The following is a 15663-nucleotide window of genomic DNA, read 5'->3' on the forward strand; positions in this document are numbered from 1 at the left end:
AAGCTGGCCGGGGGCTATTCGCACATCCTGGCGCCTGCCACCACCTTCGGGAAGAACTTCCTGCCGCGCGTCGCCGCCCTGCTCGACGTCGCGCAGATCTCGGAGATCGTCGCCGTCGAGAGCCCCGACACCTTCGTGCGCACCATCTATGCCGGCAACGCCATGGCCACCGTGCAGAGCAAGGATGCGGTGAAGGTCATCACCGTGCGCGCCACCGCCTTCGAGGCGGCCTCCGCCGGCGGCGGGGCGGCGGCCATCGAGGAAGCGGGCGCGGCGGACAATCCCGGCACCTCGTCCTATGTCGGCTCGGAACTGTCGAAGTCGGAACGTCCCGAACTGACCGCCGCGCGGGTCATCGTCTCGGGCGGGCGCGGCATGCAATCGGGCGAGAACTTCAAGCTGCTCGAGGCCGTGGCCGACAAGCTGGGCGCCGCCGTCGGGGCCTCGCGCGCCGCCGTCGATGCCGGCTTCGTCCCCAACGACCTCCAGGTCGGCCAGACCGGCAAGATCGTCGCCCCGGAACTCTACATCGCCGTCGGCATCTCCGGCGCCATCCAGCACCTCGCCGGCATGAAGGATTCCAAGATCATCGTCGCCATCAACAAGGACGAAGAGGCGCCCATCTTCCAGGTCGCCGATTACGGACTCGTCGGCGACCTGTTCCAGATCCTGCCGGAACTGGCGTCGGAACTCGACAAGAAATAACGTCTTCCACTGCGAGACTTTAAGACACGGAGCCCTAGCATGATTCAGAAAATCGGCGTCATTGGTGCCGGCCAAATGGGCAACGGTATCGCCCATGTCTGCGCCTTGTCCGGCTTCGATGTGAAGCTGGTGGACATCAACGAGGCGCAGATTTCGCGCGGGCTCGGTGTCATCGAGAAGAACCTCGACCGTCAGGTGTCGAAGGGCAAGATCTCGGCCGAACTCAAGGCCGCGACCATGAGCCGCATCAAGACCTCGACCGACTACAATGTCTTCGAGGACTGCGATCTGGTGATCGAGGCGGCGTCCGAGGACGAAAGCATTAAGAAGCAGATCTTCGCCAAGCTCTGTCCGGTGCTGAAGCCCGAAGCCATCGTCGCCTCCAACACCTCTTCCATCTCGATCACCCGTCTCGGCGCCGCCACCGACCGCCCCGCCCAGTTCATGGGCATGCATTTCATGAATCCGGTGCCGGTGATGCAGCTGGTCGAACTGATCCGCGGCATCGCCACCAGCGAAGAGACCTTCGCCACCATCCGGGAAATGACCCTGAAGCTGAACAAGCAGCCGGTCAGCGCCGAGGATTTCCCGGCCTTCATCGTCAACCGCATCCTGCTGCCGATGATCAACGAGGCGGTCTATACCCTGTACGAAGGCGTGGGCTCGGTCGATGCCATCGACACCGCGATGAAGCTGGGTGCCAACCATCCGATGGGGCCGCTGGAACTGGCCGACTTCATCGGCCTGGATGTCTGCCTCGCGGTCATGCAGGTGCTGCATGACGGTCTGGCCGATACCAAGTACCGTCCTTGCCCGCTGCTGGTGAAATATGTCGAAGCCGGTTGGCTGGGCCGCAAGACGGGCCGCGGCTTCTACGACTATACCGGCGAGAAGCCCGTCCCCACCCGCTGAGGGCAAGCGGACGCTTTGGGAATTCTTTTTGACAAGGACCCCGTGCCTCTTGAACGAGACACGGGGTTCTCCATTTCCTGGCCGCCTTCCGACAGAAGAGGAATAGCCTTTGGACCGGCCGCTTTCCCTGGACCTGACCACCCGCTTCCATGCCGTCAGGCGGGACCTCGTGTCCTTCTCCCGTTCTTATCCGCTGACCGCCGGTTTCATCGCAGTCCTCCTGTTCAGCCTGTTCAGCATGGTCGTCATCGACCGGCCCGTGGCCTTGTGGTTCAAGGCCAATATGGGCGGCAATATCCAGGGCTTCTTCAAGATCGTGACGGAGGTCGGGCTGGCCGAATACTGGCTGGTTCCGTCGGCCTTGCTGTGGGTTTTCTTCCGCTTGCGGGCGATGATGGCGCTGATGCTGCCGGCCCGCGAGATCCTGCTCTACCGCGCCCGGCTCTGCGCCTATTTCTTCCTTACCATGGCCCTGTCGGGCATCTTCGTGAACCTGGTCAAGCTGATCGTCGGGCGTTGGCGCCCGCGCTTCCTGTTTCATGACGAGCTCTACGGCTTTTCCATGTTCACGCTGGCGGCGAATTCCTATCCCTCGGGGCATAGTCAAGCCATCTGGGCCGCCATGACCGCGCTGATGGTGATCTGCCCGCGCTACAACTTGGCCTGGGCCTTCCTGGCGGTGCTGGTGGCCGTCAGCCGCTTCGCCACCACCGTCCATTTCGTTTCGGACGTCGCCATGGGCTCCTTCATCGGCATCGCCGGGGCGATCCTGATGCGCCGCTGGTTCGAGGCGCGCGGCTATCTTCAGCATCCCTATCCTGCCCAGGCGGGGCTGTGCTTGACCTGCCCGGCGCGCAGGGCGGCGGAATAGGGGCGGTCAGGACTGCTCCATCACCGCCTTGATCTTTTCGATCATCTGCGGCGAATCCCAGTCCCGCTCGCCCAGGACGGTCATGGCGATGGCGCCCTCGGCGTCGATCAGATAGGTGGTGGGCAGGGCTTGCAGGCCGAGGGCACGCCCGGCCGAGCCATCCTGGTCGAGATAGGCGGGCAGGTGGGTCAGCTGCTGGCGTTCGAAGAAGTCTTGTACCACCGGCAGGCCCTGGCGGTCCTGGGACAGCGTCAGGACCTGGAAGCCGTCGCCGCCCAGGCGCTGCTGCAGGCGGTCCAGCGACGGCATCTCCTTGACGCAGGGGGCGCACCAGGTGGCCCAGAAATTGACCAGCAGCACTTGGCCGCGGAAGTCTTCCAGGGTCATCGGCTCACCCTGTGGGCCGGTGAAGGCGACGGCAGGCGCGGTCTCGCGCTGGCCCTGGGGAACGGTCGGGGTGGCCGCTTCCACGCTGCCGGGGCTGGGCAGGCGCGAGACGGCGTAGGCCGAAAAACCACCGAGTGCCGCCAGAACCGCAAGAACGACCACAGCCCGCTTCATTCTTCCTTCTCCCTTTTCGTTATTGCCCCGTGGCGATGGCCTGGATATGGGCCATGATCTCGGGGCTGTCCCATTTCGTCGCGCCTTCCACCAGCATGGCCAGTCCGCCCTGGGCGTCGATGACGAAGCTGGTGGGCAGGCTGCGCAGATACATGGCGCTGACCGCCGTGCCGTTTATATCGGCATAGGGTCGCAGGTTTTCGACCTTCTGTTGACGCAGGAAGGACCGGGCCGCGGCGATGCCGCCGGGATCGACCGAGACGGCCATGACCTGGAAGCGCGGTCCGCCCATGACCTGCTGCACATGGTCCAGCCCGGCCAGCGTCTTGATGCAGGGGCCGCAGGTGCTGGACCAGAAATGCAGCAGGACGGTGCGGCCCCGGAAGAGGTTGAGGCGGATGGCCGCGCCCGACGGATCGGTGACGGTGATGTCGGGAACCTGGCGGCGTTTCCCGAGTTCGGCGAAATGTATGCCGCTATTGACCGTGGTGATGTCGAGCCTGCTTTCGGAGAGGGGAGGAATTGTGTACCCTCCCGCCCAAGCCGTGCTTGGTGCGGCGGCCAAGCCGCCCGCGATGAGGGCGGCGGAGGCGAAGACCTTCAATGCGCATTCCATCCTTGTGTTCCAGATCTCGAAGAAGAGCCGATGACCGCTAAGAACAACGCCGCCACGACGAATTCCGGAGCCAGCTCCATCTGGGGCGGCCGTTTCGAAGGCGGACCCTCCGCCATCATGCAACGGATCAACGCCTCCATCGACTTCGACAAGCGCCTTTATGCCCAGGATATCCGCGGGTCCAAGGCGCATTGCCGGATGCTGATGGCGACGGGCGTGATCGCCAAGGAAGATGGCGAGGCCATCCTGGACGGCCTTGAGAAGGTTTTGCAAGAGATTGAGAGCGGCAGCTTTGAATTCTCGGCGGCACTCGAGGATATCCACATGAACGTGGAATCCCGTCTCGCCCAGATCATCGGCGAACCGGCCGGGCGCCTGCACACGGCCCGCTCGCGCAACGACCAGGTGGCGACCGACTTCCGCCTGTGGGTGCGCGATGCTATCGACGGCATGGAAGCAGCGCTGAAGGGGCTTCAGGAGGTGCTGATCAGGCGCGCCGAACAGCATGCCGCCACGGTCATGCCGGGCTTCACCCATCTCCAGGCGGCCCAGCCGGTGACCTTCGGTCATCACATGCTGGCCTATGTGGAAATGATCGGCCGCGACCGCTCGCGCCTTGCCGATGCCCGCCGCCGCCTCAACGAAAGCCCGCTGGGCAGCGCCGCCCTGGCCGGCACCTCCTTCCCCATCGACCGCCACATGACGGCCAAGGAACTGGGCTTCGATCGTCCCTGCGCCAATTCGCTGGACGGCGTGTCGGATCGCGATTTCGCCCTGGAATTCCTGGCCGCCAGCTCGATCTGTGCGGTGCATCTGTCGCGTCTGGCCGAGGAATTGGTGATCTGGACCTCGGCCCAGTTCCGCTTCGTCACCCTGTCCGACGGCTTCACCACCGGCAGCTCGATCATGCCGCAGAAGCGTAATCCCGATGCCGCCGAACTGGTCCGCGCCAAGGCGGGCCGCGTGATCGGCGACCTGAACTCGCTGCTGATCGTCATGAAGGGCCTGCCGCTGACCTATTCCAAGGACATGCAGGACGACAAGGAACCGGTCTTCGAAGCCGCCGAGACCATGGAATTGTGCATCGCCGCCATGACCGGCATGATCGCCGACATGACGGTCAACGAGGACGTGCTGAAGGCCGCCGCCGGGGCCGGCTTCACCACCGCCACCGATATCGCCGATTGGCTGGTGCGCGTGCTGGGCATGCCCTTCCGCCAGGCGCACCATGTCACCGGGCGCATCGTCAAGCTGGCCGAGGATCGCGGCTGCGGCCTGGAGGACCTGAGCCTCGCCGACATGCAGGGCGTCGAGCCGCGCATCACCGAGGATGTGTTCACCGTGCTGGGGGTCGAGAAATCGGCGGCCAGCCGCACCAGTTTCGGCGGCACCGCGCCGGACAATGTGCGTGCCCAGGCCAAGGCCGCGCGGGAGCGTTTCCTGTGAGGCCCGTATCCTGTCTCGCCCTCGCCCTGGCCGCCCTGATGCTGGCGGCCTGCGGCCGGGTCGGGCCGCTGAACCCGCCGGAAGGCAGCGTCTATCCGCGCAGCTATCCCGAGGGCGCGCGGCAGCATCCCGTGCCGTCGCGCGAGCAGACGATGCCGACGCCGCCGGTTCCCGACACCCACCAGCAGCCCCGGCCAGCTTATTGAAGCCCTGAGCAAAGAAGATCATGAATCATTTCGAATACCGCTACGGCCAGCTTCACGCCGAAGACGTCGCCATCGCGCGCATCGCCGCTGCCGTCGGCACGCCTTTCTACTGCTATTCGACGGCGACGCTGGAGCGGCATTTCACCGTCTTCCGCGATGCCTTCGCCGGGCTGAATGCCCGCATCTGCTATGCCATGAAGGCCAATTCCAACATCGCCGTGGTGCGCACCCTGGCGGATCTGGGGGCGGGGGCCGACGTGGTGTCGGAAGGCGAGCTGCGCCAAGCCCTGGCCGCCGGTGTTCCGGCCGACCGCATCGTCTTCTCGGGCGTCGGCAAGACCCGCCGCGAGCTGGCGCTGGCCCTTGATGTCGGGATCATGCAGATCAATGTGGAATCCGAGCCGGAACTCCACGCCCTGAACGAAGCCGCCTTGGCGGCGGGCAAGAAGGCGCCGATCGCCATCCGCGTCAATCCCGACGTGGATGCCGGCACCCATGCCAAGATCACCACGGGGCGCAAGGAGAACAAGTTCGGCATCGAATGGACCCGCGCCCACGAGGTCTATCGCCGCGCCGCCGCCCTGCCGGGGATCGAAGTGATGGGCATCGCCTGCCATATCGGTTCGCAGCTGACCGACCTGACGCCCTTCCGCGAGGCGTTCCGCCGCGTCCGCGATCTGGTCGCCATTCTTCGTGCCGACGGCATCAATATTCGCCGCCTCGATCTGGGGGGCGGTCTGGGAATTCCGTATGATTCCGAAATCCCCCCGCAGCCCGAGGCCTATGCGCAGATGGTGCGCGAGACCCTGGGCGACCTGGGCTGCGAACTGGTCTTCGAGCCGGGCCGCCTGATCGTCGGCAATGCCGGCATCCTGGTCAGCCGCGTGATCTATGTGAAGGAAGGCGCCACGCGCAGCTTCGCCATCCTGGACGCGGCGATGAACGATTTGATGCGGCCGTCGCTCTATGACGCCTATCACGCGATCAAGCCGGTGGACGAGCCCAAGGCCGGTGTGCCGCTGGTGCCCATCGACGTGGTCGGCCCGGTCTGCGAGACCGGCGATACCTTCGCCCAGCAGCGCGCCCTGCCGCCGGTGAAGGCGGGCGACCTGATGGCCATCTGCTCGGCCGGCGCCTATGGCGCGGTTATGGCCTCGACCTACAACACCCGCCCGTTGATCCCGGAAGTATTGGTCAAGGCGGACAGGTTTGCCATCGTGCGCGCGCGTCCCACATACGAAGAGATGCTGTCGCTGGAAAGCCTGCCGGATTGGATGGAAGGCGGTTCCGTCGGCAGGAAAAGGTCCACCGGCACCATGTGAGGTCCCTTGACTCGAAGCGGCGCCCCTCAGCGGAAAGAGAATCCCGATCACGGTCGGATCGGGCGTCGCTTGCGCCAGGCACGCTTCGTGCTGTGGTGGGAGACCTTGTGGCCGGCCATGTGGCCGCCCTTCGGGGTGGCCCTGGTCTTCCTGGCCGTGGCCCTGTTCGATGTCCTGCCGCTCCTGCCGGGCTGGCTGCACGGATTGGTGCTGCTGGCCTTCGCCGGAACCTTCCTGGGCCTGCTGCTGCGGGCCATCCGCCAGGTCCGCCGTCATGAACCGCGCGACGAAGCCGCCTTGCGCCGGGTCGAGCGCGACAGCGGCCTGTCCCACCATCCCCTGACCGCCCTGTCCGACGACCTGGCCGCCGGGCAGGACGATCCCGTCTCCCGCTCTCTGTGGGAAGCCCATCGCCGCCGCGCCCTGGAAGCCGCCCGCAGTCTGCGGGTGGGGTTGCCCGATCCGCGCATGGCCCGCCGCGATCCGCTGGGCCTGCGCGCCGCCGCCTTGCTGGCGGTCTTCGTGGCCGTCTTCGGCACCTGGGGCAGCGCCATGCCGCGCCTGGAACGGGCCGTGACGCCGACCATTCCCTTCCTCGCCGCCGAGCCCGGCCGCTTGCAGGTCTGGATCACGCCCCCCGATTATACCGGCCGTCCGCCGATCCTGCTGGAACCCCTCCCGGAGGAGCAGCAGGCCCGGGGCGAGCCGGCGGAACTGGCGGTGCCGGCGGGCAGTCGCCTGCTGGGCATGGTCGAGGGCGGCAAGGGGCAGGCGCGGCTGGACGTGCTGGACGGCGTGAAGGGCGATTTCACCGCCTTGGGAAGCGGCGGCACCCAGCGGATCGAGATGGTGCTGGAACAGGGCAGCCGTCTGCGCATCTCGCAGGGCCGTTCCATCCTGGCCGACTGGCCGGTGGCGGTGGTGCAGGACGTGCCGCCCGATATCGCCTTCGCCGGGCGCCCCGAGACGGGAGAGCGGGGCCGCTTGCGGGTGGGCTACGAGGCCTCCGACGATTACGGCGTGACCGCTGCCTGGCTGGTGGTGCGCCGCCAGGACGGCCGCCAGGAGGAGCGGAATATCTCGGTCGAGCTGAACGTCCCGCAGGGACAGGCGGCGCGCGGCTTCCGCCTGTCTTCCTGGCAGGACCTGACCGCCCATCCCTGGGCCGGGCTTCCCGTCACCCTGCATCTGGTGGCCGAGGATGCCTTGGGCCAGCGCGGCGAGAGCGAGGCCCAGCAGATCACCCTGCCGGAGCGCCAGTTCACCCATCCCGTCGCCCGCGCCATCATCGAACAGCGCCGCCTGCTGTCGGAAACGCCCGAAGCGCGGCGCCAGGTGGCGGTGCGGCTGGACGACATCTCGCTGATGCCTGAAAGCTACGGCCATGACCTGCGCGCCTATCTGAGCTTGCGCACCGCCCGCCATCGTCTTCAGCACCAGCCGGGGCAGGCCGGTATCGACGGGGCCATGGACCTGATGTGGCACGCCGCCCTGCGTATCGAGGAGGGCGATCTGGCCGATGCCGAGGCCGAACTGGAACGTGCCGTCCAGGCCCTGGAAGAGGCGCTGGACCGCGACGCCACCGCCGAGGAATTGCAGCGGCTGGTGGACCAGTTGCAGCAGGCCACCGAGAACTATCTCCAGGCCATGGCCGAGCAGATGATGCGCCAGGGCGCCGAGCCCATGCCGGCGGAGCAATTCGCCGCCGATCAGGTGCTGCGCCCCGAGGACATGCAGGCCATGTTCGACCAATTGCGTGATCTGTCCCAGACCGGCGCCCGCGAGGGGGCCCGCCAGATGCTCAACGACCTGGCCGAGATGATGCAGAATCTGCGCATGGCCCAGCCCCAGCAGATGACCGAGGAAATGCGTCAGGCCATGCAGGCCATGGAGGGCTTGCAGGACCTGTCGCGGCGTCAGCAGGAACTGATGGATGAAGGCTATCGCCGCTCGCGCGAAGGCGGAATGGCCGAGGAAGAAAACCTGGCCGGGGCCGCGCGCCAGGAGGAACTGCGCCGCGAACTGGGGGAAATGATGCGCCAGCTGGGCGAGTCCATGGGCGAGATCCCGTCTTCCCTCGGTGATGCGGAACAGGCCATGCGCGAGGCCACCGGCAGCCTGGAGAGCAACCGCCCCGGCGAGGCCTCGGGCTTCCAGGGCGAGGCGCTGGAACATCTGCGCGAGGGTGCGCAGCAGGCCATGCAGGCCTTGTCACGCCAGATGGGGCCGGGACTGGCCCAGGGGCAAAGCATGCCGGGCCAGGGGCAGGACCCGCTGGGCCGCCGCATGCGCCAGCCCGGCCCGACCGATGACGGCACCGTGCGTATCCCCGAGGAAATGGAAATCCGCCGCTCCCACGAAATCCTCGACGAACTCCGCCGCCGCTCCGGCGAGCCCCAGCGCGGCCCGGACGAACGCGAATACCTGCATCGCCTGCTGCGCCAGTTCTGAGCGGGAGGGGTTCCCTTTCCCGCGGTGATTTCTTGCGTAAGCCCGTGGCTGTAGCGGCTTCTTGGTGCCTTGGTGGTTTCTTCCTGCTGCAGGATGCCGCCAAGGCACCAAGGGCACCAAGGCTGTGGGGGCGTGGCGTCGAGCCCTTTGCGGCCCAATTTCAACAGACTGCTGAGAAACCCTTTTTTCCTCGTCACTCCCGCGAAAGCGGGAGTCCATGGAGCTACTTCATCCATCTCTGGCGGGGCTCACATCGCCATGAACCCTAGCATGGGCTCCCGCTTTCGCGGGAGCGACGGAAATAGGGAAGGGAGTTCCGAGAGAAGGCCCTCGGCGGGGCCGGGCGGAGCCCAGCAGGCCCCGCCACCGTGACCTCAATTCGTCGGCTGAACGCCGTCTTCCGCGCGGGCGAAGGTGATCTCGAAGCGGGTCGAGTCCGGATGGGGTTCGTCCAGGCTGAGGCGGAAGGTGGTGGTGGCGCCGGCTTCCAGTCCGGGAACGGGCGGACGGACCACTTTTTCCTGCAACAGCGTGCCGCTGCGGTCGAACAGCGCCAGGCGCATCAGCGGCAGGTCGCGCGGGCGGTCGGTGACATTGGCGATGACGCCGCGCACCACCAGCACTTCGCTGCCGCCTTCCTGGCGGACGCGTTCCGGATGGAAATCCTGGAAGCGCAGGCCCGCGCCCACCTGTTCCTGGCGCAGGCCGGCGCTGCGGTACAGGCTTTCGGCGGCGGGAACGGCCCGGACGATCTGGTCCTGGAAGAACCAGGCACCGGCAGCCGCGCCGCCCAGGAGCAGCACGCTGACGCAGGCGGCGATCAGGCCGCCTTTCTTCTTGCCCTTGTCCTGGGCCTTGGATTTGGTGGCGGCCTGGGGGGTGGTGAAGACCTCGGGCAGCGGGTCCGTGCCGTCCAGGTCCAGGTCGAGATCCAGCTCGTCGGCCTTGTCCGCGCCCTCGCCGGCGATGGACTGGCTGAATTCGTCGCTTTCCTCGGGTCCGTCGCCGAAATCGAGGTTGAAGTCGAAATCTTCGGTGGTGTTCTTATCTTCTGCCGGGTCGTCGCCGCTGGGCGGCATTTCCAGCGGCAGGTCGTCCAGGCGGAAGTCGTCGGCCTGCACGCTGTCCTCCGAATAGCCGGAGGTGGCGAGGTCGTCGGAGGTGGCGAAGGCGTCGCGCGCGAATTCGGCCTGCGGTTCGGCCATCGCCTCGGCCATGGGTTCCGGCTGCGGGACGGCGGCCGGTTCGGCTTCCTCGGGCGCAGCCGCGTTCAGCGGCGCCTGATGCCAGACATGGCCGCATTTGGCGCATTTCATCTTCCGTCCCTTGGTCCCAAGGGCGGTATCGGGGACTGAGAACTGAGTCTCGCACTGCGGACAGAGAATATGCATGCGCTGCTAACCAACCAAAAGTCTTTCTCTTATAGAGTTTGCGTCAGCCCAACACAAGCGCGTGCTGGACGGAGCTGCGTGGGCAATGTAATCCTGCCTGGGTCTAAGGAGTGGGGGCAGTGCGTCAAAAGGGGTCCAATCAAGCAGAGAGCGTGGTGACGTTCGAGGAGGTCGGGCTGCGCTATGGACGCGGGCCGGAGATCCTTCAGGACGTGAATTTCGCCCTGCCGGCGGGATCCTTCCATTTCCTGACCGGCATGTCGGGGGCTGGGAAATCCTCGCTGCTGCGCCTGATCTATCTGGCGGCCCGTCCCTCGTCCGGCCGTATCCGGCTGTTCGGCCAGGATATCAGCCGCCTGCCGCGCGCGGAGATGCCCGCCTTGCGGCGGCGCGTAGGGGTGGTGTTCCAGGATTTCCGCCTGCTCGACCATCTTTCCGCCCTGGACAATGTGGCGCTGCCCTTGCGCGTGGCGGGGGCCAGGGAATCCGAGGTGCAGAAGCATGTGCCGGAATTGCTGTCCTGGGTCGGCCTGTCGGAATATCTGCATGCCAAGCCGCCGACCCTGTCGGGCGGGCAGCAGCAGCGCGTCGCCATCGCCCGGGCGGTCATCGCCCGGCCCGACCTGCTGCTCGCCGACGAGCCGACGGGCAATGTGGACGATCACATCGCCATGCGCCTGCTCTATCTGTTCGAGGAATTGAACCGCCTGGGCACGACCATCGTCATCGCCACCCATAACGAGGCCCTGGTCTCGCGCTTCAACCATCCGCGCCTGCATATCGAGCGCGGCCGCGTGGAGCGCGTGTGATGCTATTCTTCCGCCGCCGTTCCGACCTGCCGCTGAAGGACGACGCCACCAGCCGTTTCCTGCCCTGGCTGGTGGCCCTGATGACCTTCCTGTCCGCGGTATCGCTGGCGGGCGTCTTCGTGCTGGGCGGGGTGATCGAGCGTTGGGACCGCGATGTCTCCGGCACCCTGACGGTGCAGGTCGCTCCGGCCCCCGGCAATGCCGTGGATTCCGAGGTCCGCACCCGGGAACGGGTCGAGGCGGCGGTCAGGCTGCTGCGCTCGACGCCGGGCGTGCTGTCGGCCCATTCCATCGACAAGACCCGCACCCTGCAATTGCTGGAACCCTGGCTGGGGGACACGGCGCTGCTGCAGGACCTGCCGCTGCCCTTGCTGATCGACGTCACCGTCGATCCCTCCAAGCGCGTGGACCTGGACGCCTTGTCCGAGACGCTGAAGGCTTCCGTTCCCGGTGCGACCTTGGACGACCACCGGGTCTGGCTGTCGCGCCTGGTCAATCTCAGCCGTACGGTCGAGATGCTGGCCCTGTCGGTGGTGCTGATGATCGGCGGGGTGACGTCGGCGACGGTGATCTATGCCACCCGCACCGGCCTCGCGGTCCATCAGGAAGTGATCAACGTGCTGCACATGATCGGTGCGCAGGATTCCTATATCGCCCGGCAATTCGCCGAACGTGCCTTCAATCTGGGACTGGCCGGCGGCCTGCTGGGGCTGGCCCTGGCGGCGCCGGCCCTGGGGATGGTCGGCTGGGCGGCGCGGCGGCTGGAAGGCGGCTTGCTGCCCGACCTGTCGATGCCTTGGACGGGGTGGGTGATGCTGCTGGTGCTGCCCTGGATCGCGGCGCTGCTGGCCATGGTGACGGCGCGCTTCACCGTGTTGCGGAGCCTCGCGCGGATGCCATGAAGGACGAAGCCGGGATGGAGGGCGAGATCATGCCTGCCCGCTCGGGCTGGGGGGCCTTGCGTCGTCTGGTCCTGGCGGTGCTGGCGGTCGGCCTGTTCCTTTTCTTGCTCTGGCTGGCCGGGCTGATCTGGTTCGCCGCCGACATTCCCGACCGTGTCGAGGACGAGACGACGGCGACCGACGCCATCGTCGTGCTGACCGGCGGCAGCGACCGGGTGCGCACCGGCCTAGCCCTGCTGGCCGAGGGCAAGGCGCGCAAGCTGCTGGTCTCGGGCGTTCATCGCGACGTCGAGATGACCGAATTGCTGAGCCTGTTCGAGGAAGGCCGCAACATCGATTCCGATTGCTGCGTCGTGCTGGGCTATGCCGCCGACAACACCATCGGCAATGCCTCGGAAACCGCCGCCTGGATGGTCGAGGAAGGGTATGATTCGCTGCGCGTGGTCACCGCCAATTACCACATGCGCCGCAGCCTGATGGAATTCCGCCGCGCCATGCCGGGCGTGCGGCTGATCCCCCATCCCGTCTTCCCCGACCAGTTCAAGCGGGATGAATGGTGGCGCTGGCCCGGCACGGCCCATCTTCTCGCGACCGAATACACCAAGTATCTTGCGGCCTTCCTGCGCCACAAGCTGATTGACCATGGGAACCCACCTGGATGACCGCCCTGCGTTCGATTGCCTTTTCCATCGCCTTCTATCTGTGGACGGTGCCGCTCGCCTTCCTCTATCTGCCGCTGCTGCTGGCACCCCGGCGCTGGATGGTCGAGGCGGCGCGGTTCTGGATCAGGGGCGTGCTGGCGCTGCTGGCGGTCACGGCGGGGGTGCGGCATGAGGTGCGTGGGCGCGAGAACCTGCCCAAGGGCGGCTGCCTGATCGTCGCCAAGCATCAATCCATGTGGGAGACGCTGGTCTTCCACACGCTGCTCGACGATCCGGCCTATATCCTGAAGAAGGAACTGACGGCGATTCCCTTCTTCGGCTGGTATCTCAAGAAAACCGGCATGATCGCCATCGACCGCAAGGCAGGGGCCAAGGCGCTGCGCTCGATGCTGGACGGCGCGCGCGAGGCGGTCGCCGAAGGCCGCCAGGTCATCATCTTCCCGGAAGGCACCCGCACGGCACCGGGCGAGACCAAGCCCTATCATTCGGGCGTGGCGATGCTCTATGGCCTGGACGTGCCGGTGGTGCCGGTGGCGCTGAATTCGGGATTGTTTTGGGGGCGGCTCAGCTTCTTCAAGAAGCCCGGCACGATTACCCTGGAATTCCTGCCCGAACTGCCGCGCAACCTGGATCGCCGCCAGGTCGTCGCGGAAGTCCAGGGCCGCATCGAAGCCAGTTCGACCGCCCTGAAGGAAGAAGCCGAACGCCGTTTCCCGTCCTTGGTGCAAGGCTAGGGCAGCTTTCGTCCCGACGGTGCCGGAACGATAAATGCGATAAGCCCGCGCAGCGTCTGAGCGGCCCTGGGAAGGGCTGCCTGGCTGCATGCATGCGTATGTCCTTCGGTCTGTAATGCTGACCTTTGGCAGGTTGCCAGGGGAGAGGTTCCTTCCCTAAAATCCTAGGGTGTTGCTCGGACTTAACAAGATGGGTCCGAGACTTTCCGGAGTACCTCTATCCCGCGTTATCTGGCTTTTACAGACCGTGAAGGGGGGCGCATGCAGCACCCTCAGCCAAGTTCTTTATTCCTGCCTGTTTCCCTTGAAGGGACGGTGCGGAATATTGTTCTTCCAGCCGCCGTCGCCGTGCTGCTCGTCGTCGTGTACGGTGTCGTCTATCTGTCCGGCGGGAGCAAGTTCGCCTATACCCATCTCGCCTATTTCCCGATCATTCTCGGCGCCTTCCTGTACGGACCCCGGGGCGGGGTCTGCGTCGCCTTGCTCTGTGCCGTGATGCTGGGGCCGCTGATGCCCTTCGACGTGGCGACGGGCACGCGCCAGCCGCTGCATAGCTGGCTCATCCGGGGCGTCTTCTTCCTCTTCGTCGGCGGGGTGGCCGGAAAGCTGTTCCAGGCGGCCCGGCACCAATCCGCGCGCCAGTCGCTGGCCTCCCTGCGTTGCGGCCTGACGGGGCTGCCGACGCGGATGCGCTTCGAACGCGAGGCATTCCCGCATCTGGCCGACGGAACGGTCGTCCGCGCCATGGTATTCAACGACATCTTCCGCCTTACCGGCGTCTTTGGGGATGCGACGGCGGCAAGCGTGGAAGTGGCGGCGGTCGAGCGGATGCGGGAGAAGGCCGGAGGATTGCCCGTCTTCCGGATCAAGACGGGCGGCTACCTGCTGCTCGGCGCACCCAATCCCTGTACGGACCTCGCCCCGAGCATGAGCGCCGCCGTCAAGGCATGCGGCACTTCCTTCTATCTCCGCCCTTCTTTCGGGACGGCCGTCGTGCAGGCGGGGGATACGGCCAATGACGTGATCCGCCGGGCCTTTTCCGCTGCCGAACTGGCGGCGGAGGAGGGGGTGGCGCATCTGGAATTCTCCGAGGAAAGGGAGAATGAGCGGCGCCATCGCTTTTCCCTGCTGGGAGAGCTGCGGCAGGCGATCGACAATGGCGAGCTTCATCTCCTGTTCCAGCCGAAGATCCGGCTGAGCGACCGCCGGATCGGAGGATGCGAAGCCCTGCTGCGCTGGACGCATCCCAGGCGGGGCAACATCCCGCCCTCGGAGTTCATCCCGCTTGCGGAATATTCCCCGATCATGGCCGACCTGACCCTGCATGTCGTGGATCTGGCGGTGGCGCAGGTTCTGGAATGGCGGAAGTCGGGAATCGACCTGGACGTCTCGGTCAATGTTTCCGTGCGCAACCTGATGGACCCCGGATTCGCCGCCCGGCTGGTGACGCGCATCGCTCCCCTCCAGCCCCGGCCGCTGGCCATCGAGATCACGGAAAGCGCGGCTGCCGATCCGTCCTGCGATGTCTTCGCCTCCATGCAGGAAATCGCCGCGGCAGGGATCGAACTGCATGTGGATGATTACGGGACGGGGATGTCCTCGCTGGCCTATCTGAAGAAGATTCCCGCCACCCAGATCAAGATCGACCAGAGCTTCATCCGCAATATGAGCCAGGACATGCGGGACAGGGCCATGGTCAAATCGACGATCCTGCTCTGCCGTGAATTGGGACTGGCGGCGGTGGCGGAAGGCGTGGAAGATGACGCGGCTGCTGAGATTCTGCATTCCTTCGGATGTCATTACGCCCAGGGCTTTCACTTCGCTAAACCGCTGGCCGCGCGGGAGATCAGGGCGCTGCTCGCGGACGGGGGCATCCCGCAGGCCGGTCTTCCGGGGGCGGGGCGGACGGGGGTTTGAGGATATGTGGAAAACTCTGTGGACGTTCGTTTGTCCCCAGACTTTTCCACAACTGTGGAAAACCGGGAAAGCGGGGGAAGAATCGGGACACACCAGTCCCAGGGCGCATCGGAGTCTGTGGAAACAAAATAGGAACAAGGGCTCTTGACCCACCCCCT

Annotated in this window: 15 protein-coding genes; 12 read left to right on the forward strand and 3 right to left on the reverse strand. The window is 66.0% G+C overall.

All coding sequences use genetic code 11. The annotated features are described in order from the left end of the window. The 3 genes from EPD66_RS13155 to EPD66_RS13165 form a co-directional block, all read left to right on the forward strand. The coding region (locus tag EPD66_RS13155) for an FAD-binding protein (RefSeq protein WP_142848980.1) at positions 1-705 on the forward strand (705 nt) is incomplete at its 5' end. A 39-nt stretch (positions 706-744) separates the two neighbouring features. Further along, on the forward strand, positions 745-1617 hold the full coding sequence (locus EPD66_RS13160; RefSeq protein WP_142848981.1) for a 3-hydroxybutyryl-CoA dehydrogenase: 873 nt from the start codon (positions 745-747) through the stop codon (positions 1615-1617). A 109-nt stretch (positions 1618-1726) separates the two neighbouring features. Continuing rightward, positions 1727-2488, forward strand: coding sequence for a phosphatase PAP2 family protein (locus EPD66_RS13165; protein WP_142848982.1), 762 nt, complete (start codon positions 1727-1729; stop codon positions 2486-2488). Positions 2489-2494: 6 nt separating this feature from the next. On the opposite strand, the gene EPD66_RS13170 is transcribed toward EPD66_RS13165, so the two are convergent. Beyond that, positions 2495-3049 (reverse strand): TlpA disulfide reductase family protein, encoded by a 555-nt coding sequence (locus EPD66_RS13170; RefSeq protein WP_142848983.1) that lies wholly within the window; start codon positions 3047-3049, stop codon positions 2495-2497. Between the two features lie 19 nt (positions 3050-3068). Beyond that, positions 3069-3665 (reverse strand): TlpA disulfide reductase family protein, encoded by a 597-nt coding sequence (locus tag EPD66_RS13175; protein WP_142848984.1) that lies wholly within the window; start codon positions 3663-3665, stop codon positions 3069-3071. 30 nt (positions 3666-3695) lie between these two features. On the opposite strand from EPD66_RS13175, the gene argH reads away from it, so the two are divergent. The 4 genes from argH to EPD66_RS13195 all read left to right on the forward strand — a co-directional run bounded on the left by argH (position 3696) and on the right by EPD66_RS13195 (position 9090). Continuing rightward, entirely contained in the window at positions 3696-5111 is a 1416-nt protein-coding gene (gene argH / locus EPD66_RS13180; RefSeq protein WP_142848985.1) for an argininosuccinate lyase, read from the forward strand. Next, positions 5108-5317 carry a lipoprotein gene (locus EPD66_RS13185; RefSeq protein ID WP_142848986.1) on the forward strand — a complete coding sequence of 70 codons (210 nt, stop codon included), beginning with the start codon at positions 5108-5110 and terminating at the stop codon, positions 5315-5317. The genes argH and EPD66_RS13185 overlap by 4 nt, the downstream gene beginning before the upstream one ends. 20 nt (positions 5318-5337) lie before the next feature. Further along, complete coding sequence (lysA, locus tag EPD66_RS13190) at positions 5338-6639, forward strand: diaminopimelate decarboxylase (protein WP_142848987.1); 1302 nt, start codon at positions 5338-5340, stop codon at positions 6637-6639. A 69-nt stretch (positions 6640-6708) separates the two neighbouring features. Then, positions 6709-9090, forward strand: a complete 2382-nt coding sequence (locus EPD66_RS13195; protein ID WP_142848988.1) for a TIGR02302 family protein — start codon at positions 6709-6711, stop codon at positions 9088-9090. A 374-nt stretch (positions 9091-9464) separates the two neighbouring features. Here the strand turns inward: EPD66_RS13195 and EPD66_RS13200 are convergent, their stop codons facing one another. Further along, complete coding sequence (locus EPD66_RS13200) at positions 9465-10481, reverse strand: DUF3426 domain-containing protein (protein ID WP_142848989.1); 1017 nt, start codon at positions 10479-10481, stop codon at positions 9465-9467. A 152-nt stretch (positions 10482-10633) separates the two neighbouring features. Here EPD66_RS13200 and ftsE point away from each other — a divergent pair, with 152 nt between their 5' ends. The 5 genes from ftsE (at position 10634) to EPD66_RS13225 (ending at position 15505) form a co-directional block, all read left to right on the forward strand. Further along, positions 10634-11290 carry a cell division ATP-binding protein FtsE gene (gene ftsE, locus EPD66_RS13205; protein ID WP_370511881.1) on the forward strand — a complete coding sequence of 219 codons (657 nt, stop codon included), beginning with the start codon at positions 10634-10636 and terminating at the stop codon, positions 11288-11290. Then, positions 11290-12192 (forward strand): ABC transporter permease, encoded by a 903-nt coding sequence (locus EPD66_RS13210; RefSeq protein ID WP_142848990.1) that lies wholly within the window; start codon positions 11290-11292, stop codon positions 12190-12192. The genes ftsE and EPD66_RS13210 overlap by 1 nt, the downstream gene beginning before the upstream one ends. Further along, positions 12189-12854 carry a YdcF family protein gene (locus EPD66_RS13215; RefSeq protein ID WP_255448481.1) on the forward strand — a complete coding sequence of 222 codons (666 nt, stop codon included), beginning with the start codon at positions 12189-12191 and terminating at the stop codon, positions 12852-12854. Before EPD66_RS13210 ends, EPD66_RS13215 begins: the two co-directional genes overlap by 4 nt. Then, complete coding sequence (locus EPD66_RS13220) at positions 12851-13588, forward strand: 1-acyl-sn-glycerol-3-phosphate acyltransferase (protein ID WP_142848991.1); 738 nt, start codon at positions 12851-12853, stop codon at positions 13586-13588. Before EPD66_RS13215 ends, EPD66_RS13220 begins: the two co-directional genes overlap by 4 nt. Before the next feature lie 315 nt (positions 13589-13903). Further along, a complete protein-coding gene (locus EPD66_RS13225; protein ID WP_185961407.1) occupies positions 13904-15505 on the forward strand; it encodes an EAL domain-containing protein in 1602 nt (533 codons plus the stop codon). Positions 15506-15663: the final 158 nt, after the last annotated feature.

Origin of the sequence: Telmatospirillum sp. J64-1 (assembly GCF_006980715.1) — a bacterium.
Lineage (GTDB): Bacteria > Pseudomonadota > Alphaproteobacteria > Rhodospirillales > Magnetospirillaceae > Oleiliquidispirillum > Oleiliquidispirillum nitrogeniifigens.

What these genes read in the sequence shown, in the direction of transcription:
- EPD66_RS13200 (WP_142848989.1), bottom strand. Translation starts at nt 10,481, where the DNA reads ATGCATATTCTCTGTCCGCAGTGCGAGACTCAGTTCTCAGTCCCCGAT.
- EPD66_RS13220 (WP_142848991.1), top strand. Translation starts at nt 12,851, where the DNA reads ATGACCGCCCTGCGTTCGATTGCCTTTTCCATCGCCTTCTATCTGTGG.
- EPD66_RS13160 (WP_142848981.1), top strand. Translation starts at nt 745, where the DNA reads ATGATTCAGAAAATCGGCGTCATTGGTGCCGGCCAAATGGGCAACGGT.
- EPD66_RS13175 (WP_142848984.1), bottom strand. Translation starts at nt 3,665, where the DNA reads ATGGAATGCGCATTGAAGGTCTTCGCCTCCGCCGCCCTCATCGCGGGC.
- lysA (WP_142848987.1), top strand. Translation starts at nt 5,338, where the DNA reads ATGAATCATTTCGAATACCGCTACGGCCAGCTTCACGCCGAAGACGTC.
- EPD66_RS13215 (WP_255448481.1), top strand. Translation starts at nt 12,189, where the DNA reads ATGAAGGACGAAGCCGGGATGGAGGGCGAGATCATGCCTGCCCGCTCG.
- EPD66_RS13210 (WP_142848990.1), top strand. Translation starts at nt 11,290, where the DNA reads ATGCTATTCTTCCGCCGCCGTTCCGACCTGCCGCTGAAGGACGACGCC.
- argH (WP_142848985.1), top strand. Translation starts at nt 3,696, where the DNA reads ATGACCGCTAAGAACAACGCCGCCACGACGAATTCCGGAGCCAGCTCC.
- EPD66_RS13170 (WP_142848983.1), bottom strand. Translation starts at nt 3,049, where the DNA reads ATGAAGCGGGCTGTGGTCGTTCTTGCGGTTCTGGCGGCACTCGGTGGT.